Below are 23,491 nucleotides of genomic sequence, written 5' to 3'. Positions count from 1 at the left end.
CGGCTCTCCCCGGGACGCGTCCTCGCCTGACCCGCCCGAGTCTAGGTCGCCCGCCCCCCTAGAACGGGAAGTGGGTCCGGCCGCGCTGGACGGAGATCCATTTCTGGGTCGTGAAGGCCTCGATCGTGGCCTCGCCGTTGAGCCGTCCCAGGCCCGATTCCTTCTCCCCGCCGAAAGCGGCCAGCGGCTCGTCACCGATGGTGGAGCCGTTGACGTGGATCATCCCGGTCTCGATGCGCTGTGCGAAGCGGACCCCGCGCTCGATGTCGCGCGTGTGGACGGCGCCGCTGAGCCCGTAGGGGGTCGCGTTGGTCAGCCGGACCGCCTCGTCCTCCCCGTCGAACAGGACGAGGAGCGCGACGGGACCGAAGATCTCCTGGCCGAGCAGGGGGGAGTCCTCGGGGAGCCCGGCCAGCACGGTCGGCTCGACCAGGTTGCCGCGCGTAGAACCCCGTACGAGGGCTTGCGCCCCGGCGTCCACGGCCCGGTCGACGAGCGCGGTGAGGGCGTCGGCCTGCGAGGCGTTGATCAGGGGGCCGATCTGGGTGTCGGCCGCGTGCGGGTCGCCGGTCCGCAGGCCGCGCACGCGGGCGGTGAACTTCTCGGTGAACTCCTCGGCGACGGAGACGTCGACCAGGATCCGGTTGGCCGCCATGCAGACCTGGCCCTGGTAGACGAAGCGGCTGAAGACGGCCGCGTCCACCGCGTAGTCGAGGTCGGCGTCGTCGAGGACGACGAGCGCGCTGTTGCCGCTGAGGTTCAGGACGGTCCGCTTGAAGTGGCGGGCGGCGACGGCCCCGACGTGCCGGCCGACCCGGTCGGAGCCCGCGAAGGAGATCACCTTGGGGACCGGGTGGGTCAGGAGGGCGTCGCCTATCTCGGCGATGTCGGTGACGAGGACGTTGAGCAGCCCGGCCGGGAGGCCGGCTGCCTCGAAGATCTTGGCTATGAGCCCGCCGCCGACCACCGGCGCGTTCTGGTTCGGCTTGATGACGACGGCGTTGCCGAGCGCCAGCGCCGGCGCGACCGACTTGAGCGTGACGAGGAGGGGGAAGTTGAAGGGGGTGATGACGGCGACGACCCCGACGGGCAGCCGCTGGACCCGGTTCTCCTTGCCCTGGACCGGCGAGGGCAGGATGCGGCCCTCGGGCCGGACGGCCAGCTGCATGGCCTCGCGGACGAACTCCATCGAGAGGCGGACCTCGTACTCGGCCTTGGGACGGGTCCCGCCGAGCTCGTCGATCATCGCCTCGACGATCTCCTTCTCGCGCTCCTCGGTGATCCGCAGGACGCGTTCCAGAACGGCGCGTCTGGAGTAGGGACTGGTGGCGGCCCATTCCTTCTGGGCCCGCTCGGCCGCGCGGTAGGCCCGGTCGACCTGCTCGACCGTGGCCACGGTGATGGCCGCCAGCTTCTCCCCGTCGTACGGGTTGACGTCGATGATGTCCCACGAACCGGCGCCGGCCAGCCATTCGCCGTCGATGTACTGGTGAGCCAGGTCGTCGAATATGGACATGCCATCCCTTACTGCGAGCGCGCGTCCTTAGCGCTGCACCGGATCCCGATCGGTCGTCACGCCCGTTCGGTCATGCACTGATCGGACGTCATACTACGTGCGAATCAAGACAGTTGAAGGAGCCCACGAAGAAGATCGCGGGTCCGGTCAGGGTCGGGGCAGTCGTCCTGCAGGCGCAGCATCGCCCGCTCGTACTGCCTCACTTCTTCTTCTTTGTCCAGGTAGAGGGCACTGGTGAGCTGTTCCAGATAGACGACGTCCTGGAGGTCGGACTCGGGGAAGCGCAACAGCGTGAACGCGCCGCTCTCGCCGGAGTGGCCGCCGAAGGAGAACGGCATCACCTGCAGCTGCACGTTCGGCCGCTGCGAGATCTCGATGAGGTGTTCCAGCTGACCGCGCATCACGTCGCGGTCGCCGTAGGGGCGGCGCAGGGCGGCTTCGTCGAGGACGGCGTGGAAGACCGGGGCGTTCTCCGAGACCAGGACCTTCTGGCGCTCCAGGCGCAGCGCCACGCGCCGGTCGATCTCGGCACGGCCGGCGCCGGGCATGCCGCGGCTGACGACCGCCTGGGCGTAGGCCTCGGTCTGCAACAGGCCGTGCACGAACTGGACTTCGTAGATGCGGATGAGGGAGGCGGCGCCTTCCAGGCCCACGTACGTCTGGAACCAGCCGGGCAGCACGTCTCCGTAGCTGTGCCACCAGCCGGCGACGTTGGCCTCGCGGACCAGACCCAGGAGCGACTCCCGCTCCGCGCCGTCCGTGACTCCGTAGAGCGTGAGGAGGTCCTCGACGTCTCTGGCCTTGAAGCTCACCCTTCCCAACTCCAAGCGGCTGATCTTCGATTCGGATGCGCGGATCGAGTAGCCGGCCGCCTCTCGGGTGATGCCGCGTGATTCCCGGAGTCGCCTGAGCTGTGAGCCCAGGAGAATGCGGCGCACCACAGAACCACTGGCTTCTGCGGTCACTAGTCCTGCCCTCCCCATGTCTTCAGATGGCTCGCGTCGCAGGGGCCCCCGTGCCCCTCAGGGCCCGCAGTCTGCCACCAAAACGCATCGGTCCGTACTCGTTCTGTAACGGAATCCGCCCCGCCGCAGAAGAAGTCCGTAAGTATGCGTAGGAAGAAATGAGCAAGAACCGTCACGGGAGTGGACAGGTCCGGCGCGTGCACGTGCATCTGCCCTTGCATCCGGCTTCTGCATTCGGAACCATGGTCCCGCGCACCTGCGTGCCCCGCAGTTCTTTCGAATCCCGGGAGTGCCTCGCATGGGGACGAATGGATCGACCATGCTCGAGCCGTTACGGCAGGGACTTCCCCCGGTCGACCCCACGGCTGTTTCCGGGTCCGCCTCGTGCGGCCTGCCCGCCCGGTTCGACGCGGTACGCGGGGCTCGCACCTTCACGCGTTCCACGCTCACTCAGTGGGGCCTCGACGCCCTCTTCGACGACGTCGCGCTGGTGGTCTCCGAGCTCGTCACGAACGCGCTGCGCCACGCCCTCCCGGACGATTCCCGGCCTGGCGGCGGGGGCGGCGAGCCCGAGCCGCCGGTACGGCTGCACCTGATGCGCTGGAGCACCCGACTGGTGTGCGCGGTGCGGGACCCCAGCGAGGGCCGGCCCAGCGGGAGCTTCACGCCGGCGGCGACGGAGGAGAACTGCGACCTGGAATCGGGGCGGGGACTGTTCCTCGTCGACTCCTACAGCGACAGCTGGGGCTGGCACCCGCTCGCGGGGCGGCTGACCGGCAAGGTGGTCTGGGCGCTGTTCTCGCTCCAGGACTGACCGGGGCCGAGGCGGCGCGCGACCGGCCGCGAGCCGGGCGCGAACCGGGCGCGAACCGTCACATGCACGGCAACCGGCCGGGATTGATCATTGCGATCAGTCCCGGCCAGTGCACGTGCATGGCTTGTTTCTCGGCGCTGGAAAGTAGTTTTCAGCTGATCAGGTGATCGAACTCGCCGTCCTTGACACCCAGCAGCAGCGCTTCTATCTCGGCCGGTGTGTAGACCAGTGCCGGGCCGTCCGGAAACCGCGAGTTGCGCATGGCGACGTCGCCGTCCGGCAACTTCGCGAACTCCACACAGGAGCCTTGCGAGTTGCTGTGTCTGCTCTTCTGCCAGGTCACACCGTCAAGCTCTGCAGCTGCCATCCCGTTGTACGCGTGGTCCACAGGAAGCCCCCGATAGTGCAGATGTCAACTGCACCGGATCATAGCTGTGTTCATGAACGCCTGCATGGGCAGATGCACGTGCACGGGCCGGGGCCCTTGCCACGCCTAGGGACTGGGATCTCCACGGGCCTCGCCGGGCGGCTCGCCGGGGCGCTCGCGAGGGGTTCCCTCCAGGTTCCCGTCGCGGGTCGCGGCCCCGGTCCCGGGCTCCGTCCGGGGCGCGTCGCGCAGCGCCTCGGAGACCTCGTCGAGCGAGTCCAGCAGCTGCTGCGCCGCGCCGCGCAACACCCCCGACGCGGGGGCGTCCCAGCCCGCCAGCACGGCGCGCACCCCGTCCCACCGGGGCACCTCGCGCTCGCGGACCGCCCTCGCGCCTTCCTCCGTCGCCGTGCGCAGCGCGTGCGCGAGGGCTGCGGCGTCCGGATCCGGGGCCTGGGACCGCTGCGGGAGGTGCGCCTCCAGCAGCATCGCGTGGCGGCCCATCGCCGCAATGGCGCGGCCCGCGCCGTCGGCCGCCGCCCGCGAGATCCCCCGGTGGCGCACCGGCTCACCGGCGGCCCGGTCCAGCGCTTCGTCCCAGGCCGCCCGGGCGTCGCGGGCCGCCAGCAGGGCTCCCCTGACGTCCCCGCGGCGGGCTCCCGCCGGGTCGGCGTACTGCTCGAGCACGACTGCCGCGTACCGGCCGCCGGCCGCCACCCAGTCCGCCAGCCGGGTCCGCAGCCGGGGGGTCTCCCAGGCCGGGTAGACGGCGTAGGCGGCCATCGCGAGGAGGCCGCCGAGGAGGGTGAGGGCGACCCGGTCGGGCACCGTCTGGTCCCAGCGCACGCCTCCCATGCCGAGCAGGAAGACGACGTAGGCGGAGACGAAGACCATCGCGACGGCGTATCCGGTGCGCATCAGCGTGAACATGAGGCCCGCGCTGACGACGGCCAGGAGCCCCGACAGGTACATCCCCGGCTGCGCGAGCTGGACCACGGCGGTGGCCACGGCCACGCCGACCAGGGTGCCGGCGAAGCGGGCGACGGCCCGGGTGTAGGTCTGGGTGAAGTCGGGCCGCATGACCATGACGGAGGCCATCGGGGCCCAGTAGGCGTGGCCGAGCGGCAGCGCGTGGCCGATGAGGTAGCCCGAGCAGGCGACGGCGGTGACGCGCACGGCGTGCCGCAGGACCGGGGACCCGGGGCGCAGCTCGGCCCCTACGGACGCCAGCGCCACCGGCGTGAGCTCCCACAGGGTGGGCCGCAGCATCGACTCCTGCGGGTCCGCGGTCCGCCCGGAGCCCGGCTCGGCGGTCTCCAGTACGTCGTCCAGCAGCGCCGCGAGCCGTCGGGCGGCCCGCAGCGGGGCGCCCTGGAACAGGTCGGCGGTGTCGGGCGCCTTGAGGACGGCGAGGGCCGGCGCGGGCAGCCGTACGGGGTCCCCGTGCCGGATCGCGTGCGCGGCGGCGTCCAGGACCGACCCGGCGGCGGCGAGCAGCTCCCGCACCCGGTCCCGCGCCGGCCCCTCCCCCGGAGCCCCGACCGCCGGGTCGGCGAGCGAGGCCAGCACCGGCCGGATCCGCTCCGCGAGCCCCCGCGCCCCGTGCAGCTCGGCGGGGCGGCGGCGGGCCTGGCGGGCCGTCACCGTCGCGGCGTCCCGCGCCCGCATCAGCGGCTGCGGGTCGAAGGAGGCGACGGGGTCGTGGCGCAGCCGGCGCGCGTAGTCGGCCTCGGCGGCGAGCGCGTCGGCCAGGGCGTCGCGTTGGGCGCCCCAGCGGCGGACGGGGAAGAGGACGATCAGCAGGGCCTGGACCACGCCGCCGGCGGCGATCAGCGCGGCGTGCCCCGCGGCTTGGGGCACGGAGGTCGGCAGGGTGACGGTGACCAGCATGATCGCGACGTTGCCCGAGGCGATCATGCCGACGGTGGGGCCGGCCGCCCACACCAGGCCCGCCACGAAGCACCAGACGGCGAGCAGCAGCAGGAAGGCCGGGACGTGCGAGGACCCGACGAGGTAGCCGACGAAGGTGGACACGGCCAGGGTCAGCCCGGCGGCCAGGGCGAGGACGGGGCGCGGCCGCCAGCTCTTCTGGAAGGTGGCGAGGGCGGCCATGTACGCGCCGAAGGCGGAGCTGGCGGCCGCCCCGGGCCCGAGGAGGGCGAGGCTCACCCCGACGACGAGCGCGAGGCCGACGGCGGCGCGGACGGCGATGAGCGGCTCCAGCCGGGTCCGCTCGACCGTCATCCCGGATCGGGCGGTGTCCTTCAACGCCCGGACCCAGCTCATGGCACCGAGCGTAGCCCGCCGGGTGCTCTTCAGGTCTTCTTCAGACATGTCGTGATCTATGGCGTTGTCGCCCGATAACGCCGATCATCGGCCCGGTGGTGCCGTTCCGCGGACGGTCGGGCACTCCGTCGGCACGCCCCTCCCCTGTCCCCTCTCCTCCCCCTCCACCAGCCCCCTACAGCCTCCCGAAGGCGGGTACCCACATGCTCAGGAACGCCATGCACCCTTGGCACGTCGCCATCATCGTGATCGTCTGCCTGATGGTGTTCGGCTCGAAGAAGCTGCCGGAGATGGCGCGGGGGCTGGGCAAGTCGGCGCGCATCCTGAAGGCGGAGGCGCGGGCGCTGCGCGAGGAGACGCCGTCGGCGCCGGCCGGCGGGGCGGACGCGGGCGGGCCCGCGGATCGCTGAGGCACGGGGGTGCCCGTCCCCCACCGTCCCGACCCCCACCGTCCCGTCCCCCACCCCCGGCTACTTCTTCAAGGGACGGCGGCTGCCGTCCGCCATGTGCGCGCGGTCGGCGGCCGCCGTGCCGTCCTCCCAGCCCGCGAGGTCGGTGGCCCCGCGCAGCCTGGTCGTGGTGGTCCGGGGGAACATCTCCTCGGCCCGCGAGGTGACGGCCACGTCCCGGGCCACCAGGGCGGGCAGGTTGTCCGGGGCCTCGGCAGCCGTGTGGTCGGCCGTCTCCGCGAGCCGCTGGCCGAGCCGGCTCGCGTAGGCCAGCAGGAAGGACTGCCGGAACGTCTTGGTGCGCTTGCGCCCGCCCGCCCGCTGCCCGGCCTCGGCTCGGGTCATGGCGGCGGTGCCCTGCACGAGCAGCGAGGTGTAGAGCAGTTCGACCGCTTCCAGGTCGCTCTCGAAGCCGACGACGGTGGAGAACTCGTAGGCGCTGTTCCACACGGAGCGGCAGCGGTTCGCGGTGGCCACGGCGTCGAGCAGGACGGCCTTGGCCTCCTCGTAGGGGGCCTCGACGCCGATCCGGCAGGCGCCGGGGACCTGCCTGCTCCCCGTCTTCACCGCGAGCAGCGCCTCGTCCACGGTGTGCCGGGCCATGAGCTCCTGCGCCTTCGCGCTGAGTGCCTCGGCCTCCTCGGGGAAGGTGGTCGCCTCGGCCTTCGCGAGGAGCGCGCGGATCCGGCCGAGCATGCGGGGTTCGATGTGGGCGTGCTCGAGCACGTCGGTGGCGTCTCCCGGCAAGGGGCCGACCGGTTCGACGGACGGCAGCCGGATCAGCAGCCGGAAGACCTCGAGGACGGCTCCGGCCAGGGTGAACCGGTCGGCCCGCTCCCGCTCCACGAGCCGCTCGCCGTAGCGGGTGTCGTCCCCCCACCACGCCTCGGCCTCGGTCCACCGCTCGGGCAGGCGCGCGTAGCGGCGCGCCTCGGCGGCGATCAGGTCCTCGGCGATCCGCACGTGCACCTGCTCCAGATCCCGGCGCACGAGCCGCAGCACGTCCCCGGGCCGCCAGCCCCGCTCCCAGGCCTGGCGTACGTACCCCTCCCCGCGCGCGAGCAGGGCCTGCCCGACCCCCGCCCACCGGTCGCCCTGTGCGACGAGCATCGACGCCCCGGCGTCCAGCCCGGCGTCGTCCTGGGTGTACAGCGCGGCCTCGCAGGCCCGGTCGACTATGTCTCTCACGCCCTTCAGCTTGGCACGCCCCGCTCCCCACCCCACCCGGCCCCGCCCCGGGCCCACTCCAGCCCCGTCGGCGTTTGAGGCGCAGCCCGGGCAGAGCCCCCCACCGGCGCTCAAGGCACGGCCCCGGGCAGAGCCCCCACCGGCACCCGAGGCACGGCCCCGCGCGAAGCCCACCCCAGCCCCGCCGGCGTTTGAGGCGCGGGCCCGGGCAGAGCCCCCGCCGGCACCCAAGGCACGACCCCGCGCGAAGCCCACCCCAGCCCCGCCGGCGTGTGAGGCGCGGGCCCGGGCGGAGCCCGGAGCCCGAAGCGGTCCCGCGTCGCGGGCGCCGGGGGCCCGGGGCGCGGCCCCGAGGGGTCCGGGCGGAGCCCGGGGAACGGTCGAAGGGCGGGTAGGGGACGGCCCCGCAGGGCACGGCAGCGCCACCCGCGCGCCACCCCCCACCCCTGTCAGACCCCGGTGGGACACTCGCACCCATGAGCGAGCACATCCCCCGGTGGGCCCTCGCGGAAGACGCCGACGGCCGCTGGCACGCCGCCCCCCTCGACGCCCCCGCGAGCGGCACCGCGCACGGCCCATCGGGCGAAGCCGCGAACGACACCGCGCACGGCCCCCACCCCACCGCACCCGGCCCCGCCGAAGCCCCGCCACCCCGGAACACCGTCACCGTCACCGTCACCGACCCCGCCGACGCCATCCGCGCCGCCCCCGCCGGCACCCGCTGGGTCTGGCGGTCCACCGCCGCCGTCTACCCCCGCCTGCTCGCCGCCGGCGCCCGCGTGGACCGCTGCCACGACATCGAGGACGCCGAGCTGCTCCTCCTCGCCCACGAGGGCCGCCTCGGCGAACCCCGTTCGGCGGCCGCCGCCTGGGCCCGCCTGACGAACGCCCCCGTACCGCCCGACCCCCCGCAGCGCGCGGCGGAGCCCGGCACGCAGAACTCCCTCTTCGACCCCCAGCCCGCCCCCGTCCCCCTCGACGCGCTCATCGCCATCCACGCCGACCAGGCGAGACGCGCCGACGCCACCGCCCACCCCGCCCGCATGCGGCTGCTCGTCGCCTCGGAGTCGGCCGCGTTCCTCGTGGCCGCCGAGATGAACCGCGCGGGCCTGCCCTGGCGGGCCGACGTCCACCGGGCGCTGCTCACCGAGCTCCTCGGCGAGCGGTACGCGGGCGGCGGCCAGCCCCGGCGGCTCGCCGAGCTCGCCGACGCCGTCTCCGCCGCATTCGGCCGGCGCGTCCGGCCCGAGCTGCCGGCCGATGTCGTCAAGGCGTTCGCGGAGGCCGGCATCAAGCTGAAGTCGACCCGCCGATGGGAGATCCAGGAGCTCGACCATCCGGCGGTGGCGCCGCTCCTCGAGTTCAAGAAGCTGTACCGGATCTACACCGCCCACGGCTGGGGGTGGCTCAAGGACTGGGTCCACGACGGCCGCTTCCGCCCCGAGTTCATCCCGGGCGGCACCTTCACCGGCCGCTGGGTCACCAACGGTGGCGGCGCCCTGCAGATCCCCAAGGTGATCCGCCGGGCCGTGGTCGCCGACCCGGGCTGGCGGCTCGTCGTGGCCGACGCCGACCAGATGGAGCCCCGGGTGCTCGCCGCGATCTCCCGCGACCCAGCCTTCATGGAGGTGGCCGGCCGCCCCGAGGACCTGTACGCCTCCGTCTCCCGCCAGGGTTTCTCCGGCGACCGCGAGAAGGCGAAGATCGCCGTGCTCGGCGCGGTGTACGGACAGACCTCCGGGGACGGCCTGAAGAACCTGGCCGCGCTCCGCCGCCGGTTCCCCCGGGCCGTGGCGTACGTGGACGACGCCGCGAAGGCGGGCGAGGAGGGCCGTCTCGTACGGACCTGGCTGGGCCGGACCTGCCCGCCGCCGGCCGTGGCCGCGGACGCGGAGGAGGCCCCCGACGGCTGGGTCCCGAGCTACGCCTCGACCGACGCGCGGGCGCGGGGCCGCTTCACCCGCAACTTCGTGGTGCAGGGCAGCGCCGCGGACTGGGCGCTGCTGCTGCTCGCGGCCCTGCGCCAGTCCATCGCGGCGGCCGGGATGCGGGCCGAGCTCGTCTTCTTCCAGCACGACGAGGTCATCGTCCACTGCCCGCAGGAGGAGGCGGAGGCGGTGGTCGCCGCGATCCGTGCCGCGGGCGACCTGGCGGGCCGGATCACTTTCGGGGAGACGCCGGTCCGCTTCCCGTTCTCGACGGCGGTCGTCGAGTGCTACGCGGACGCGAAGTGACGCGGCCGACCGGACCCCGGGCCGGCCGCCCCGCCCCGCCCCGCCCGCTGTCAGTAACCGAACTCGGTTGCCAGTGACCGGACTGGGCTGTCAGTAACCGAACTCGGTCCACTTCGGGCTCGTCGCGATCTCCCTCAGCCGCTGCATCGTGAGCGCCGGATCCTGCCGGGTCGGGGCCCCCTTCAGCGTCTTGGTGTTGTACGCCGACACGATCACCCGGGTGCCGTTCTTGCGGAGCACTTCCACGCTCCACCAGTCCGCGCCCGCGGCCTCCCCGCGCCGCTGATGACTCACGATCTTCGTCCCGTCCGGCAGTATCTCGGCCCCCGCGAACAGCTCCGCCCACATCCCGGGCCGGTTCTTGCTGTCGGGCTGGATCTGGAGGGAGGCCAGCGACTGGCCCTTGCCGTCGTCGAGGACGAGGTAGGCGAGCTCCGCGTCGAACTCCTCCTTGCCCGCGACCGGGATCCCGTACCCGCTCAGCAGCTGCTCCAGCGCGTCGGCCGCCTTCGGCCCGGGCGCGGCGGGTGCCACCGGCTCCGCCGGCGCGGCCGGCAGGTCCGCCAGGGCCGGCAGCCACAGCGGGGAGGTCGCGAAGGTCTTCAGCTGCGCGAGCGTCAGCGGAGGCGTGCTCCGGGTGACGGGCTTGCCCTTCTCGGCGGCCGCGTTGAACTCCTGCACGTCGACCAGGTACCCCTGCGGGGTGGCCAGCGTGGCGCGCCATCTCTTCGTGTCCACCCGGCGGTCGGGGTACTCGTAGCCCTGGAAGAGCATCAGCGTCGAACCGTCCTCGAGCTTCTCGGAGGAGCAGCTGTCGTAATCGAGAACGGCCTTGGACGGGCACTTCACCATGTCGGCGACCGTCCGGCCCTTCGGGTCCACGCGCGAGAGGCCGACGCCGAGGGAACCCTTGCCCTTGCCGTCGTCGAAGACCCCGTTCACCATCGGTCCGGTCAGCTCGGCCGTGCCCCGGGCCGTCGCATCGGTGACCGAGCCGCCCGGCAGCAGCTGCTTGAACACGCTGATCAGCTGGTCGGCGGTGACGGCCCCGCTGCCGGCGAGCTTCTTCGCCGCCTCGTCTTCCCCCTCGCCGGATCCCGACTTCGCGGGCGCCGACGGGCCGGACGCGGGCGCCGAGCTCGGTGACGGGGCGGTGGCGACGTTCGGGGGACCGTCGGAACCGCCCGAGCCGAACAGCCCGCCCGTGTAGGCGCCGGCCGTGCCGATCACCGCCAGGGCGAGGGTCGATCCGCCGACGACGGCGGCCCGGCGGCGGGCCACCAGCCGCCGCCCACGCCGTTCACCGGCGCCGACGAGGTCGCGCCCGTCCGCCGTGAAACCGTCCCCCACACGCCTGAGGGCTGCGCCGAGCTCGTCTTCAAAGGGCATGCGGAATCAAGCCTTCCGTGCAGAGGTGTCATGGAGTGAGGAATCGGGACCACCGGAAGCACCGACGCTCCGGTACGACCGGGGCGAGCGAGCGAGCGAGCGAAGAACGAAGAACGAAGAGCGAAACGAGGACCGATGGGGCGGGGGGAGGGGGACGGCTGCCCCGTAGTCCGGCGGCTCGACACCCCGGACACTCGGCGACCGGGCGGACAGGGCAGCTGGGCGGAGGGACGGAGGGACGGAGGGAAAACTGGGCGGCCGAGGAGGGGAAGCCGGGCAGCCGGCCGGAGGGGCAACCGGGCGGCTCAGCGCGGCGCGAAATCCGCGAGCGAGCCGCCCAACCGTTCCCGCAGTCTGACCAGGGCCCGCGAGGAGCGGGTCCGGACGGCCGCCGAGCTGACGTTCATCGCGTCGGCGGTCTCTTCGACGCTGCGGTCCTCCCAGTACCGCAGCACCAGGACCGCCCGGTCCTTCGGCGCCAGCGCACCCAGCGCCTGCAACAACGTCAGCCGCAGCACCGGATCGCCGGCGCCGGCCGCCACCGGCGCGCCCGATTCGGGGAACTCCCCGACCGGACGCTCCCCCGTGGACCGGCGGCGCTGGTGCGTCAGGAAGGCACGCACCAGCACGGTTTGGGCGTAGGCGGCGGGATTGTCTATGCGGTTGATCCGGCCCCAGAGCAGGTACATCCGCCCGAGGGTCTCCTGGACGAGATCCTCCGCGAGATGGGTGTCACCGCTCGCCAGCAGACAGGCGGACCGGTACAAATGCGCCGATCTGCCCTCTGCGAACTCCCGGAACCCGTCTCTGGAACCCTGCCGCATCCACTCCCCCTCGCGCCCGCCTCACTCCATCGACGCGGCGGCGCCCCCGTAATGTTGCAACCCCTCTTCAGCAGGCCCCGGGCTTCCGCCCTCCTCCCGGCCCCCGACCCCCGGCACGACGCCGGCGGCCGCCCGGCCGGGGGGATCAGCTCTTTCCGGCGGCGGGCTGGGCGGGCAGTGTGTAGACGTGCTCCGGGGTGACGATCTTGGTGATCGCCTCGCCGAACAGCGTGCTCGGCTCCTGGCCTTCGGCGGAGATGTCGGTGTTGAGCAGGACGACCAGGGTGGCCTGTGTCCGCGGGTCGTACAGGGTCAGCGACTGGTAGCCGGGGAGCGAGCCGTTGTGCCCGATCCACCCGTTGACCTTGAAGATGCCCAGGCCGTACCCGGTGCCCGGCAGGGCCGGACTGACCTTGAGCCGCTCCGCCTGGGTGGCGGGGGTCAGCAGCTCGCCCGTGGCCACCACCTTGGCCCACTTCCGCAGGTCCGTGAGGTCGGAGATCATCGCCCCGGCGGCCCAGCCCCAGGAGGGGTTCCAGCCGGCGGAGTCCTCGGTCTTCCCGGAGGCCGTCTGGTTCGTGTAGCCCTGAGCGTGCGGCTTCGGGAACTCGGCGCCGACGGGGAAGAGGGTGTGCTTCAGCCCCGCGGGTCCGACGACCTCCTTGGTGATGAAGTCGGCGAGCCTCTGGCCACTGACCTTCTCCACCACGAGCCCGAGCAGGATCAGGTTGGTGTTGCAGTAGTTGAACTGCGCGTTGGGCGCGAAGAGCACCGGGTGCTTGAAGGAGTACCCCAGCAGCTCCTGCGGGGTGAACTCCCGCTGGGGATCGCTGGTCAGCGCCTTGAAGAAGTCCTCGTCGGCGGAGTAGTTGAACAGCCCGCTGCGCATCCCGGCGAGCTCGCGCAAGGTGATCCGGTCGCCGTTCGGGACCCCGGGGACGTACGTGCCGATGGGATCGTCCAGCCCGACCTTCCCCTCGTCGACCAGCTCCAGCAGCGCGGTCACGGTGAAGGTCTTGGTCTCACTGCCGATCCGCATGAAGAGGTGGTCCGTCATGGGCCGGCCCGTGGCCTTGTCGGCCACGCCGAAGGCCCGTACGTACGCCCCCTTGCCCGGCGCCGACAGGGCCACCTGCACCCCGGGCACCTTTGCCTCGTCCCTCACCTTCCGGACGGCTTCGTCCAGCTGCCGGGCCACGGCGGGAGTGAGCTGCGGAAAATCCTCGGAGTCGGTCGAGCCGGCCGAACTGCTCGCCGACGGTGGCGCCGGCGCGTCCACCGCGTACCCGACACCTGCCCCCACGGGCACCATCAGGAGCCCCACGGCGGCCGCTCCCACAGCCGCCCTGCGCCACCGGGTCTGCCTCATCCGTCCAACGTAACCCCGGCCCCGACCCCGGGCGACAGGAGACGAGCGGGGGCGGAGGGGACGCCCGGACGGGGGGACGGGCAGACCACTGAGGCATCCACTCAGGCCGCGCGGTAGGCCCGGAGGAACGCGGCCACACCCCCTGTGACCAGGCGGTCCACCTGGGGCTGCGGGATCGGGAGGACGCCGTAGTGGGTGAGCTGCAGGATGGGCTGCGAGGTCAGCGCCATGAAATGCGTGCACACCAGCGCCGCGTCGCCGTGTACGTCGAGCAGCCCGGCGGCGGCCAGGCCCTCCATCGCGTCGGCCAGGGCGCGCCCCACCGGGCCCGGGCCGGCGTTCGTCCAGGCCTCCAGCACCTCGGGCGGCACGTGGTCGGCCTCGGCGTGGATGTGGCGGACGAGCGCGAAGTGGTCCGGGTAATCGGCCATGAGCCCGATGAAGGCGTGGGCCAGGGCGACCAGGTCGCGCTCCAGGTCGGCGGGTCGGGGCGGGCGTTCCGGATCCAGTACGGCGTCGATCATGGCGACCTGCGCTTCGCGCACGCGCGTGGACGTCCAGGTGACGACGGTGGCGAAGAGCATCGCCTTGCCGCCCGGGAAGTGGTTGTAGAGCGTGCGGGTCGAGACGCCGGCCGCGGCGGCGAGCGCGTCGACCGACGCGCGGGCATAGCCCTCGCGGCCGAAGAGCGCGCAGGACGCGCTCGCGATGGCGATCTGCTTCTCCTGCTTCTTGGCACTGCCGGCGCCGCCGGTACTGCCGGTACTGCCGGTACTGCTGCTACCGGTGCTCACTTCGCCTCCGCACGTGAAGTACAACGACCGTTGCATTTTTTACAACGCTCGTTGTAGTTTACGGGAGGAGCAGCCGCACCGAGCGGTCGCCCCGACCGAGGGGGACACCACCACCATGCCCGCGCCCGACTCCGCCAGCTCTGCCACCTCCACCAGCCCGGCCGCCCCCACCAGCCCGGCCGCCCCGGCGGCGGCCGGCGCCCCCGAGGACGCACCCGCGCCGCTGCGCGTCGCCGTCATCGTCGGCAGTGTCCGCGAGGGTCGCCAGGGCCCCGCCGTCACCGACTGGTTCCTCCGCACCGCCCGGGCCCACGGCGGCCTGGACCTGGACGTCATCGACCTCGCCGACATCGATCTTCCGCTGGCCATGCCCGGCTGGGGCGGCACGCCGAGCGCGCGGGCCGCCATCGCCCTCGCGGACGTGACCCCGCGCCTCGCGGCCGCCGACGCCTTCGTGGTCGTCACCCCCGAGTACAACCACAGCTTCCCGGCAGCCCTGAAGAACCTCATCGACTGGCACCACGCCCAGTGGCACGCCAAGCCGGTCGGCTTCGTCTCGTACGGCGGCCTCGGCGGCGGCCTCCGCGCGGTCGAACAGCTCCGGCTGGTCTTCGCCGAGCTCCACGCCATGACCGTGCGCGACTCCGTCAGCCTGCACGGCCCCTGGTCGGGCCTCGGCGAGGACGGCGCCCCGCGCGACACCGCCGTGGCCGAGGGCGCGGTCAAGGGCATGGTCGGCCAACTGGCTTGGTGGGGGCGGGCCTTGCGCACCGCCCGCGCGACCCTCCCGTACCAGGGCTGAGGGGACGCGCAGATGAGTACGACACAGGCCCCCTCCGGAGCGGAACCGCCCCCGGAGCCAGCTCACCCCGCCCCTCCGACCACGACCACGCCCACGCCCACGCCCACGCCCACGACCGAGCCCAGCCCCTCCCGGACGATCCGCACGTCCGGTCAACTCCACCGCACCGCGGCGGTCGTGATCGTCGGCTCGGTCATGTCGGTCCTCGACATCACCATCGTCAACGTCGCCCTGCACCGCCTCTCCGAGGCCTTCCACTCCTCTCTCGAGACGATCCAATGGGCCGCCAGCGCCTACACGCTCGCGCTCGCCGCCGTCATCCCGACCGCGGCATGGGCGATGGGCCGGCTCGGGGCCAAGCGCACCTACCTCACCGCCCTCGCCCTCTTCACCCTCGGCTCCCTGCTCGCCGCGTGCGCCTGGGACGCGGGGAGCCTGATCGCCTTCCGCGCCGTACAGGGCCTCGGCGGAGGCCTGTTGATGCCCGTCGGCATGGCCATGGTGATGCGCGCCGCGGACCCGGCCCGGCTCGGGCGGGTGATGGCGCTGCTCGGCCTGCCCATCGTCGTCGGGCCGGCCCTCGGACCGGTACTGGGCGGCTGGCTGATCGACGCCGTGTCATGGCAGTGGATCTTCCTCGTCAACCTGCCCGTCGGCGCGGCGGCACTGGCCCTCGCCGCGAAGCTCCTCCAGCCGGACGACCCCCGCGGCAACACCCCCGCGACTCCGGCCACCCCTGTCACCACGGCCCCTCCGGCCCCTCCGGCCGCTCCGGCCGCTCCGGCCGCTCCGGCCGCTCCGGCCGCTCCCAGGCTGGACGTCCCGGGCCTGCTGATGCTCTCGCCCGGCCTCGCCCTCCTTCTCTTCGGACTGGCGAGGGGCGCGGAACGCGGCTCGCTCACCGCACCCGGCGCCCTCCTGCCCACCCTCACCGGCCTCGCACTCGTCGCCGCCTTCACCAGACGCGCCCTGACGACCCGTGAGCCGCTGCTCGACCTGCGGCTGCTGCGCGAGCGCACCTTCGGTGTCGGAATCGGCACGCTCGCACTGTTCACCTGCGGCTACTTCGGCTCGATGCTGCTCGCCCCGATGTACTGGCAGCAGACGCGCGGCCTGAGCGCGACGGCGGCGGGCCTGCTGGGCGCACCGGTCGGGCTCGCGGTCGGCCTCACCATGCAGATCGCCTCGCGCCGCGTCGACAAGGTCTCACCGAGCCGGCTGATCCGGACCGGCATCGCGCTGGGGGCCCTCGGCATGGCCCTGACGGCGCTCGAAGTCGGCTCGCCCCACGTCGCGGCCTGGCGGGTCGTCGCCGCGTCCGTCGTGATGGGCATCGGCACGGGCATGGTCCTGCTCCCCACGATGACGACGGCGAGCCGCGGCCTCCCGCAGCACCGCATGACCGCGGCCAGCACCATCCTGAGCATCAACTCCCAGATCTGGGCCTCGATCGGCACGGCCCTGATCTCGGTCACCCTGGGCGCGACGGGCCTCACCCCCACCGGCTTCCGCACCACGTACGCCCTCGCAGCCGCCCTCCTGGCCCTCTCCCTCCTCCCCGCCGGCCTCCTCCCCCACCGCCACCCCACCGCAACGCCACGTACGCCCGGCCACTGAACCCTGCACGCGGGTCGGCGAGAGGACCGCGGCCGCTGTCACGAACCCGAGCGACCTCACCACAGCATCCAGTCGATGGTTACGGGCAGTCAGCATGACAATTCGCTGATCACTCTTCGTAGTGCACCCGCCCTCGGGGCAGGAACCTGAGCGACCGTCAGAAGTTCCCCTGTGCGGACCCCCACCGCCAGAAAGGACCACTGATGCGCAAGCTCCTCATCACCCGCACCCTTGCCACCGTCGCCACGGCCGCCGCACTGGCCGTCTTACCCCCCGCCGAGACGCACGCCGGCGCCATCGGCTCCACACCCGTGGCCACCTTCGACTACCAGGTCGGCGGCGTGACCATGAAGATCCCCACCGGCTGCATGTTCACCCACATCATCCGCGGCGAGGGCAAGAACATCACCTACCAGAACGCGGGCGTCGACTGCGGTTTCGTCGGAAGCCTCAACGCCGGGTTCTGCAACTGGTGCATCGACTTCACCTACGCGGACTAGAACAACAAGATCTACCGCATCTCCCGCGGCAAGACCCACACCGAATGCAAGATCAACCCCCTGAGGGACAACGCACCCCAGAAACTCCCCCGCTACGGCAAGGCGTGCGCGCAGATCCACGTCAACGGTGTCCAGCGGGCCAGCCAGTGCCACCACATCACGAAGTGAGCCGCACATGAGCCCCGAGCACACGCCCGAAGACCCCGCCTGGGACGCCGCACTCCGACGCGCCGGCATCGGCGCGTTCCTCGCTGGCGCTGCGGCGACCCTCGCCTTCCTCGCCTTCTTCCCCGGCCTGCCCCACGTCATCGACTGGGGTGCGATCATCACCGCCCTGGCCGTCGGCGCCCTGGCCCGCTGGTCCTACCGCGCCCACCTCACGAGGAAGCACACCCGCCCCGAATAGCCCGAGACCCCGACCGTCACACACGCCGCACGCACCGCCGGCCAAGACACTCCGGGCACGCACCGGTCACGCAAGGGGTTCCAAGCCCTGGCCGGTGCGCGCCAGCAGAACCCACGGATCACACGGACATGTCCCGGCGAGCACCCGATCGGCAATAGCCTGACGTCCAGTCAGTGCGACTGCCCAGGGGAGGGAATGCCGCGTGGCCGTAGCCATGTACCGAGCCGTCCTGCTCGCGCGAAGGAACGAACAGCGCAATGAGAAGCTGATTGCCCGCCGCAGGAAGCTCGACCGGCACGTCGTCCAGGAGGGTGCGGCGCAGGAGGAGCAGCGGCAGGCCACGTACGAGCGGGCCCTCGTCCCCTTCGGGGACGCTTTCGCGCGGCTCAAGCGGGTAGATCTGGCCAAACTCGCCCCGGTGGACCCGGCCGGGCACACCACGGCCGATGTCGAACTGCAGGAGATGCAGCGACTCGCGGTGTCCGCGGTCGGGTCGCTCATCGGGGGCGGAGCCGCCGGAGCGGGCATCGGCACGGCCACCTACCTGGCCGTCGGCGCCTTCGCCACCGCGTCCACCGGCACAGCTATCTCCGGGCTTTCCGGGGCCGCCGCGAGTAGCGCCACCCTGGCCTGGTTGGGCGGCGGTTCACTGGCAGCGGGCGGTGGTGGAGTCGCCGCCGGGACGATGGTCCTGGCAGCGGTTGTCGCCGTCCCCGCGCTCGTCGTGGGCGGCATCCTCCTTGAATGGCAGGGCCGTTCGGTCCGCGAAGACCAGGAGAAGGTGGCCGAGGAGCTGGGAGAGGCGGAGTCCGCACTGGTGGAGGCCCGCCGGACCCTGTCCGAGGTGTTCCAGCGCAGCCGGGAGATCCGCCTCGTACTCAAGGACCTCTGCGTGGCCATGGAGGAGCGGATACCGGCCTTCGCGGCACTGGCCGCCGACCACGACGACTATGGCGCGTACGACACGCGGCAGCGAGCCCAGGTCAAGGAGATCTTCGATCTCGCCTGCAGGACTGTGACGGTCATGGGAGCCCCGCCGGCCGGAGATGACGGCCGGGTCAGCGAACTGTCCGGCCGCGTCATTGCGGACGCCCGGGCCCACCTTGCCGAACTGGCCTGTGCCGCATGAGCCGTACCATCCTGCCCGGCGCCGCCGACCAGGCCGCCTGGACGGTCGCGGACGCCGCCACCCGACGGCTGGCCGAGGCCACCGTCGAGACGTTGCGCACCCGGGAGACGGTGGAGCGGCTGGTGCGCCGGTACGTCAACATCGGCAACGCCCAGCGTGCGGGGCACCTCTTCGAGGTACAGCACGCGCTCTCCTTCAATCAGAACGCGATCCGGGCCGGCGCGTCGGTCCGGGCTGTGGTCACGGAGTGGGCCGAAGGCGGCTCGCAGACCGCCTCGGCCGACCTTTGGCTCGTCGACCGGGGCCGACTCGTGGGCCAAGCGCAGGCCAAGTTGATGGACAGCGTCCCGAAGACCGCGCACCAGGTGGCCCAGCCGCACTACGAGGGGATGGCGCGGCTGGTGGCGGGCGACCGGGTCGCCGCCGTGAACAGTCTGCTGGAGCGCCGACTCACCATGTCTCCCGAGGGAGTACGGTTCGCCGACTATGCCGACGCCCATGCGTATCTGAAGGATCGGCTGGAGTACGGGAACGTCACCTCCGAGCCGATCGCCCTGGCCGACGCGCACCGCTCGGCCCTCGACCCGATGCGCTGGGCGCGCGGTGAGGCGGTACGGGCGGCCGGCCGGGAGGCGGCGGCAGCAGCGGGAACGGCGGCGGCGGTCGGCGCGCTGGTCGCCGGGGCCGTGTCCGCCGCCGGACAGCTGGCCCGGGTGCGGGCGGGCGAGACCTCGGCCGCGTCTGCAGCCCTCACAGCAGCCGCGTCGGCGGCCCAGGCTGCGGCGCGGTCCGGGGCCGTCGCGGGGCTGGGCTCGGTAATCCGTACAGCGTCGCGGGCCGGGCGTCTGCCCGCAGTGCTGGGCGGCGTGGACCTGGCGTTCGCGACGGCGGGTGCCGCGTACGCGGTGGCGGAGGCAGGTGTGGCGCTGGCGCGCGGGCAAATCGACGCGGGCGAGTTCGCGGCCCGCAGCGCGGAGGCCACCCTGCGGACCGGCCTGGGCTGGGCCTGCGGGGCGGTGGCCCAGACGGTGATCCCGGTGCCGGTGGTCGGGGCGCTGGTGGGCGGTCTGGTGGGCCAGGCAGCGGGCACACTGATCGCGCAGGGCCTGCAGGCCGCCTTGGTGGCGGTCCGCGGCACCGGCGGGCCGGGCGCGCAGCTGCTGGAGCGGGAGCTGCTCACGGCATCCCTGACCTCGGGGCTGCTGGGCTCGGCGGCGGCCGCCCTGGTCCCGGCGTCGCGCGCGTCGGCCGTTGTGCTGCCCGGGTTGAAGGACGTACGGGGACGACTCGCAGGCACCGATCCGGCGGCCATGCTGTCCGGGCTGGCGACGCTGACCGCTGCGGAGGCTGGCCGGCCCGTCTTCATGACACCGGAGGAGTTCGACGCCTGGATGGCGTCCGAAGCCCCGCTGGTTCTCGACCCCAACTGGTGAAGGGACGCGGGCACTCCCGCGACGGAGGCCCCACGCCGACCTGGTGCGGAGCTGGTCGGCCTGTCGAGCGCTCACGCATCACTCACGCAAGCCGTTCCTACGGCGTTCCCCTCACGCGACGCGCACCGCCCGGGCATGAAAAAGCCCCAGGTCACGGCGAGTGAGTCCTGGGGCTAATCCGAGCCGCCTTCGGGATTCGAACCCGAGACCTACGCATTACGAGTGCGTTGCTCTGGCCAGCTGAGCTAAGGCGGCACCGCTGGGAAGACAAGAATTTCCCTGGTGGGAGGCTCTCATCAGCAGCGGCGCCAAGTCTACAGGGTTAAACGGGGTGCCTCGAACAGGGGCCGCGGAGGGGGGTCAGCACTTCTTGCCGTCCTGCGGAGGGGTGCCTTCCAGCAGGTAGCGGTTGATCGCCGAGTCGATGCACTCGCTGCCTCGGCCGTACGCGGTGTGGCCGTCCCCGTCGTACGTCAGCAGCACGCCCGAGTCGAGTTGGCCCGCCAGGGCCTGGGCCCACTTGTACGGGGTCGCCGGGTCGCGTGTGGTGCCGACCACCACGATCGGCGGGGCGCCCTTCGCGTGCAGTGCGGCGGCCGTGCCCGTGGCCTTGGCCGGCCAGTACGTGCAGTTCAGCGAGGCCCACGCGAGGCCCGGGCCGAAGACCGGGGAGGCCTTGGTGAAGGACGGCAGCGCCTTGTCGACCGCCCCGGGGCCGTCGAAGGCGGGAGGCTGGTCGAGGCAGTTGACGGCGGCGTTCGCGGACATGAGGTTGGCGTACTTGCCGTCCGGTCCGCGCTCGTAGTAGCTGTCGGCCAGGGCGAGCAGGCCGTTGCCGTCGTCGTCGTTGATCGCGGCCGCGAGCGCCTCGCGCAGCTGCGGCCAGGCGTTCTCGTCGTACAGCGCGGCGATCACGCCGGTCGTCGCCAGGGACTCGCCGAGCGCGGGGCGGGCCCGGTCGGTGGTGGGGACCGGCTGGGCGTCCACCTTGCGGAAGAACTCCTTCAGGCGCTCCGCCACCGCGTCCGGGTTGCCCTGGCCGAGCGGGCAGTCCGGCTGCTTGGCGCAGTCCGCGGCGAAGGCCCGGAAGGCCGTCTCGAAGCCCTCGGTCTGGTCCCGGTTCAGCTCGAGCGCCGGGCGGGACGGGTCCATCGCCCCGTCCAGGACCAGCCGGCCGGTCCGGCCCGGGAAGAGCTCCGCGTACGTCGCCCCGAGGAAGGTGCCGTACGAGGCGCCGACGTACGACAGCTTCTCGTCGCCCAGGGCCGCGCGCAGCACGTCCATGTCCCGCGCCGCGTCCACGGTCGAGACGTGCGGCAGGATCCGCTGTGACCGTGCCTGGCAGGCGGCCGCGAACTCCTTGAACGCGGCCACGAGCTGGGCCTGCTCCGCCGCCGAGTCCGGGGTCTGGTCCACCTGCGTGTACTTGTCCATGGCCGGGCCGGTCAGGCACTCCACGGGGCTGCTGCGGTCCACGCCGCGCGGGTCGAAGGAGACCATGTCGTACGCGGCGCGCACCTGCGCCGGGTAGCCGATGCCCGCGTACGACTGGAGGTATCCGATCCCGGAGCCGCCCGGACCGCCCGGGTTGACCACCAGCGAGCCGAGCCGCTTGCCGGGGGCGGTGGCCTTGCGCCGGGCCACCGCGATGTCGATGTCGCCGGACTCGGGGTGCTCGTAGTCCAACGGGGCCTTCATGGTGGTGCAGTCGAAGCCGGGAACGCCGCACGCGCGCCAGCTCAGCTTCTGGTCGTAGTACGGGCGCAGCGCGGCCGGTACGGCGCCCGGTTCGGCCGACTGCGTGGCGGAACCCTCTCCCGGCGAAGCGGAGGCCCGCGGCCCCCCCGAACCACCCGAGGTGCATCCCGAGAGGAACAGCCCCGCGGCGGCGATCACGGTACCGGTGGTGCGCAGCAGGCGACTGGTGTCCATCCCCGGAGCCTACGGCCTGCGGACACGCCGGGTCGGGCGGCCCGCACGCGGGGCGGCGGACGACCGCACGGGTGCGGTCCCCCGCCCCGTACGGACGGGCGGGCTCGCGGGCGCGCCATCCGGACCGCCCGAACGGGTGAATCCGTCAACGAGAGTTGCCGCGCGGAGAGGCGGAGAGGCGGAGAGGCGGAGCGAACGGGCGAGGCGGCCGGACCGGGGCCGCCCTCAGCCCGCGCGCAGCGACATCGTCATCGCCTCGACGGCGAGCAGCGGGGCCACATTGCGGTCCAGTGCCTGCCTGCACGCGATGATCGCCTCGATGCGCCGCAGCGTCCGTTCGGGGCCCGACTCGCGGGCGATCCGGTCCAGGTCCTGGCGTATCTCCACGTTCGCGATGTCCAGCGACGAGCCCAGCTGGAGGACCAGCACGTCCCGGTAGAAAGCGGTGAGGTCGGTCAGCGCCAGGTCGAGGCTGTCGCGCTGCGTGCGCGTACGCCTGCGCTTCTGCCGGTCCTCCAGCTCCTTCATCACGCCCGCCGTACCGCGCGGCATCCGTCCGCCCGTACCGGCCCCGGCGCCGAGCGCGGCCCGCAGTTCCTCGGTCTCCTTGGCGTCCACTTCCTCCGCGACCTGCTTGGCGTCCTCGGCGGCGGCGTCCACCAGCTCCTGGGCCGCCTTGAGGCAGCCGCCCACGTCGTCCACGCGCATCGGCAGCTTCAGCACGGTGGCCCGGCGCGAGCGCGCCGCCTCGTCGGTGGCGAGCCGGCGGGCCCGGCCGATGTGCCCCTGCGTCGCGCGGGCCGCGGCCTGCGCGACGGCCGGTTCGATGCCGTCGCGCCGGACCAGCACCTCGGCGACGGCGGACACGGGAGGAGTGCGCAGCGTCAGGTGCCGGCAGCGGGAGCGGATGGTGGGCAGGACGTCCTCCAGCGAGGGCGCGCACAGCAGCCACACGGTCCGCGGCGCCGGCTCCTCCACGGCCTTGAGCAGGACGTTGCCCGCGCCTTCCGTGAGGCGGTCGGCGTCCTCCATGACGATGACCTGCCAGCGCCCGACGGCCGGGGAGAGCTGCGCCCGGCGGACCAGGGCCCGCGTGTCCTTCACGCCGATGGACAGCTGATCGGTGCGGACGATCTCCACGTCGGCGTGCGTACCGATCACGGTGGTGTGGCAGCCGTCGCAGAACCCGCAGCCCGGCTCTCCGCCGAGCGCACGGTCCGGACTGGTGCACTGGAGCGCGGCCGCGAACGCGCGGGCGGCCGTGGCGCGCCCGGAGCCGGGCGGCCCGGTGAACAGCCAGGCGTGCGTCATCTTGGAGGCGGTCGGCGCCTGCGTCCCCGCCTCGATGGCGGTGACCAGGGCGTCGGCGTCGCGGGCGGCGGCGGCCAGCTGCGTCTGGACCCGCTCCTGTCCCACCAGGTCGTCCCATACGGGCATCCCGCCCACCACCCTTCCCCTCGCGTACCGTCCGTGCCTG

The 23,491-nt window shown here is 72.9% G+C and carries 20 protein-coding genes and 1 tRNA gene; 9 read left to right on the top strand and 12 right to left on the bottom strand.

Annotated elements, in window-relative coordinates:
- Positions 1-58: 58 nt before the first annotated feature.
- Both ABZY44_RS20965 and ABZY44_RS20960 read right to left on the bottom strand, forming a co-directional pair.
- The gene (locus tag ABZY44_RS20965; protein ID WP_356655926.1) at positions 59-1,516 is read right to left on the bottom strand and encodes an aldehyde dehydrogenase family protein; all 1,458 of its coding nucleotides are present in this window, start codon (positions 1,514-1,516) and stop codon (positions 59-61) included.
- Between the two features lie 104 nt (positions 1,517-1,620).
- The gene (locus tag ABZY44_RS20960; RefSeq protein WP_356655924.1) at positions 1,621-2,499 is read right to left on the bottom strand and encodes a helix-turn-helix transcriptional regulator; all 879 of its coding nucleotides are present in this window, start codon (positions 2,497-2,499) and stop codon (positions 1,621-1,623) included.
- A gap of 301 nt (positions 2,500-2,800) precedes the next feature.
- On the opposite strand from ABZY44_RS20960, the gene ABZY44_RS20955 reads away from it, so the two are divergent.
- Complete coding sequence (locus ABZY44_RS20955) at positions 2,801-3,295, top strand: ATP-binding protein (RefSeq protein WP_356655922.1); 495 nt, start codon at positions 2,801-2,803, stop codon at positions 3,293-3,295.
- A 151-nt stretch (positions 3,296-3,446) separates the two neighbouring features.
- Here the strand turns inward: ABZY44_RS20955 and ABZY44_RS20950 are convergent, their stop codons facing one another.
- Both ABZY44_RS20950 and ABZY44_RS20945 read right to left on the bottom strand, forming a co-directional pair.
- Complete coding sequence (locus ABZY44_RS20950) at positions 3,447-3,683, bottom strand: DUF397 domain-containing protein (protein ID WP_356655920.1); 237 nt, start codon at positions 3,681-3,683, stop codon at positions 3,447-3,449.
- A gap of 105 nt (positions 3,684-3,788) precedes the next feature.
- Complete coding sequence (locus ABZY44_RS20945) at positions 3,789-5,948, bottom strand: FUSC family protein (RefSeq protein WP_356655964.1); 2,160 nt, start codon at positions 5,946-5,948, stop codon at positions 3,789-3,791.
- A 203-nt stretch (positions 5,949-6,151) separates the two neighbouring features.
- Here ABZY44_RS20945 and tatA point away from each other — a divergent pair, with 203 nt between their 5' ends.
- Positions 6,152-6,358, top strand: coding sequence for a Sec-independent protein translocase subunit TatA (gene tatA, locus ABZY44_RS20940; RefSeq protein ID WP_356655918.1), 207 nt, complete (start codon positions 6,152-6,154; stop codon positions 6,356-6,358).
- A 60-nt stretch (positions 6,359-6,418) separates the two neighbouring features.
- On the opposite strand, the gene ABZY44_RS20935 is transcribed toward tatA, so the two are convergent.
- Positions 6,419-7,585: a DUF2786 domain-containing protein gene (locus ABZY44_RS20935; protein ID WP_356655916.1), complete on the bottom strand. Its 1,167-nt coding sequence runs from the start codon at positions 7,583-7,585 to the stop codon at positions 6,419-6,421.
- Between the two features lie 476 nt (positions 7,586-8,061).
- Between ABZY44_RS20935 and ABZY44_RS20930 the strand changes: the two genes are divergently transcribed.
- Complete coding sequence (locus tag ABZY44_RS20930; protein ID WP_356655914.1) at positions 8,062-9,819, top strand: bifunctional 3'-5' exonuclease/DNA polymerase; 1,758 nt, start codon at positions 8,062-8,064, stop codon at positions 9,817-9,819.
- Positions 9,820-9,909: 90 nt separating this feature from the next.
- Here the strand turns inward: ABZY44_RS20930 and ABZY44_RS20925 are convergent, their stop codons facing one another.
- The 4 genes from ABZY44_RS20925 to ABZY44_RS20910 all read right to left on the bottom strand — a co-directional run bounded on the left by ABZY44_RS20925 (position 9,910) and on the right by ABZY44_RS20910 (position 14,195).
- On the bottom strand, positions 9,910-11,208 hold the full coding sequence (locus ABZY44_RS20925; protein WP_356655912.1) for a hypothetical protein: 1,299 nt from the start codon (positions 11,206-11,208) through the stop codon (positions 9,910-9,912).
- Between the two features lie 305 nt (positions 11,209-11,513).
- Positions 11,514-12,032, bottom strand: a complete 519-nt coding sequence (locus ABZY44_RS20920) for a SigE family RNA polymerase sigma factor (RefSeq protein WP_356655910.1) — start codon at positions 12,030-12,032, stop codon at positions 11,514-11,516.
- Positions 12,033-12,177: 145 nt separating this feature from the next.
- Positions 12,178-13,401: a serine hydrolase domain-containing protein gene (locus ABZY44_RS20915; protein WP_356655908.1), complete on the bottom strand. Its 1,224-nt coding sequence runs from the start codon at positions 13,399-13,401 to the stop codon at positions 12,178-12,180.
- A gap of 101 nt (positions 13,402-13,502) precedes the next feature.
- Positions 13,503-14,195, bottom strand: a complete 693-nt coding sequence (locus ABZY44_RS20910) for a TetR/AcrR family transcriptional regulator C-terminal domain-containing protein (protein WP_356655906.1) — start codon at positions 14,193-14,195, stop codon at positions 13,503-13,505.
- 115 nt (positions 14,196-14,310) lie between these two features.
- Between ABZY44_RS20910 and ABZY44_RS20905 the strand changes: the two genes are divergently transcribed.
- The 6 genes from ABZY44_RS20905 to ABZY44_RS20880 all read left to right on the top strand — a co-directional run bounded on the left by ABZY44_RS20905 (position 14,311) and on the right by ABZY44_RS20880 (position 20,082).
- Positions 14,311-14,997: an NAD(P)H-dependent oxidoreductase gene (locus ABZY44_RS20905; protein ID WP_356655904.1), complete on the top strand. Its 687-nt coding sequence runs from the start codon at positions 14,311-14,313 to the stop codon at positions 14,995-14,997.
- Positions 14,998-15,009: 12 nt separating this feature from the next.
- On the top strand, positions 15,010-16,614 hold the full coding sequence (locus tag ABZY44_RS20900) for an MFS transporter (protein WP_356655902.1): 1,605 nt from the start codon (positions 15,010-15,012) through the stop codon (positions 16,612-16,614).
- A 203-nt stretch (positions 16,615-16,817) separates the two neighbouring features.
- Positions 16,818-17,114: a hypothetical protein gene (locus ABZY44_RS20895; RefSeq protein ID WP_356655900.1), complete on the top strand. Its 297-nt coding sequence runs from the start codon at positions 16,818-16,820 to the stop codon at positions 17,112-17,114.
- Positions 17,115-17,289: 175 nt separating this feature from the next.
- The gene (locus ABZY44_RS20890) at positions 17,290-17,520 is read left to right on the top strand and encodes a hypothetical protein (RefSeq protein ID WP_356655898.1); all 231 of its coding nucleotides are present in this window, start codon (positions 17,290-17,292) and stop codon (positions 17,518-17,520) included.
- 202 nt (positions 17,521-17,722) lie between these two features.
- Positions 17,723-18,649, top strand: coding sequence for a hypothetical protein (locus ABZY44_RS20885; RefSeq protein WP_356655897.1), 927 nt, complete (start codon positions 17,723-17,725; stop codon positions 18,647-18,649).
- A complete protein-coding gene (locus ABZY44_RS20880; protein ID WP_356655895.1) occupies positions 18,646-20,082 on the top strand; it encodes a hypothetical protein in 1,437 nt (478 codons plus the stop codon). Before ABZY44_RS20885 ends, ABZY44_RS20880 begins: the two co-directional genes overlap by 4 nt.
- Positions 20,083-20,263: 181 nt before the next feature.
- Here ABZY44_RS20880 and ABZY44_RS20875 read toward each other — a convergent pair.
- The 3 genes from ABZY44_RS20875 to ABZY44_RS20865 all read right to left on the bottom strand — a co-directional run bounded on the left by ABZY44_RS20875 (position 20,264) and on the right by ABZY44_RS20865 (position 23,451).
- Positions 20,264-20,337 (bottom strand) — tRNA-Thr (locus ABZY44_RS20875).
- Positions 20,338-20,442: 105 nt separating this feature from the next.
- On the bottom strand, positions 20,443-22,014 hold the full coding sequence (locus ABZY44_RS20870; protein ID WP_356655893.1) for an alpha/beta hydrolase: 1,572 nt from the start codon (positions 22,012-22,014) through the stop codon (positions 20,443-20,445).
- Between the two features lie 225 nt (positions 22,015-22,239).
- Positions 22,240-23,451, bottom strand: a complete 1,212-nt coding sequence (locus ABZY44_RS20865) for a DNA polymerase III subunit delta' (protein ID WP_356655891.1) — start codon at positions 23,449-23,451, stop codon at positions 22,240-22,242.
- Positions 23,452-23,491 lie beyond the last annotated feature (40 nt).

The sequence above is a fragment of the Streptomyces sp. NPDC006544 genome (assembly GCF_040611715.1).
Taxonomy (GTDB): Bacteria; Actinomycetota; Actinomycetes; order Streptomycetales; family Streptomycetaceae; genus Streptomyces.
Note: the sequence above shows the minus strand (reverse complement) of the source record. Positions and strands in the feature narration are given on the sequence as shown.

What these genes read in the sequence shown, in the direction of transcription:
- ABZY44_RS20965 (WP_356655926.1), bottom strand. Translation starts at nt 1,516, where the DNA reads ATGTCCATATTCGACGACCTGGCTCACCAGTACATCGACGGCGAATGG.
- ABZY44_RS20960 (WP_356655924.1), bottom strand. Translation starts at nt 2,499, where the DNA reads ATGGGGAGGGCAGGACTAGTGACCGCAGAAGCCAGTGGTTCTGTGGTG.
- ABZY44_RS20955 (WP_356655922.1), top strand. Translation starts at nt 2,801, where the DNA reads ATGCTCGAGCCGTTACGGCAGGGACTTCCCCCGGTCGACCCCACGGCT.
- ABZY44_RS20945 (WP_356655964.1), bottom strand. Translation starts at nt 5,948, where the DNA reads ATGAGCTGGGTCCGGGCGTTGAAGGACACCGCCCGATCCGGGATGACG.
- tatA (WP_356655918.1), top strand. Translation starts at nt 6,152, where the DNA reads ATGCTCAGGAACGCCATGCACCCTTGGCACGTCGCCATCATCGTGATC.
- ABZY44_RS20930 (WP_356655914.1), top strand. Translation starts at nt 8,062, where the DNA reads ATGAGCGAGCACATCCCCCGGTGGGCCCTCGCGGAAGACGCCGACGGC.
- ABZY44_RS20925 (WP_356655912.1), bottom strand. Translation starts at nt 11,208, where the DNA reads ATGCCCTTTGAAGACGAGCTCGGCGCAGCCCTCAGGCGTGTGGGGGAC.
- ABZY44_RS20920 (WP_356655910.1), bottom strand. Translation starts at nt 12,032, where the DNA reads ATGCGGCAGGGTTCCAGAGACGGGTTCCGGGAGTTCGCAGAGGGCAGA.
- ABZY44_RS20915 (WP_356655908.1), bottom strand. Translation starts at nt 13,401, where the DNA reads ATGAGGCAGACCCGGTGGCGCAGGGCGGCTGTGGGAGCGGCCGCCGTG.
- ABZY44_RS20905 (WP_356655904.1), top strand. Translation starts at nt 14,311, where the DNA reads ATGCCCGCGCCCGACTCCGCCAGCTCTGCCACCTCCACCAGCCCGGCC.
- ABZY44_RS20900 (WP_356655902.1), top strand. Translation starts at nt 15,010, where the DNA reads ATGAGTACGACACAGGCCCCCTCCGGAGCGGAACCGCCCCCGGAGCCA.
- ABZY44_RS20895 (WP_356655900.1), top strand. Translation starts at nt 16,818, where the DNA reads ATGCGCAAGCTCCTCATCACCCGCACCCTTGCCACCGTCGCCACGGCC.
- ABZY44_RS20890 (WP_356655898.1), top strand. Translation starts at nt 17,290, where the DNA reads ATGAGCCCCGAGCACACGCCCGAAGACCCCGCCTGGGACGCCGCACTC.
- ABZY44_RS20880 (WP_356655895.1), top strand. Translation starts at nt 18,646, where the DNA reads ATGAGCCGTACCATCCTGCCCGGCGCCGCCGACCAGGCCGCCTGGACG.
- ABZY44_RS20870 (WP_356655893.1), bottom strand. Translation starts at nt 22,014, where the DNA reads ATGGACACCAGTCGCCTGCTGCGCACCACCGGTACCGTGATCGCCGCC.
- ABZY44_RS20865 (WP_356655891.1), bottom strand. Translation starts at nt 23,451, where the DNA reads ATGCCCGTATGGGACGACCTGGTGGGACAGGAGCGGGTCCAGACGCAG.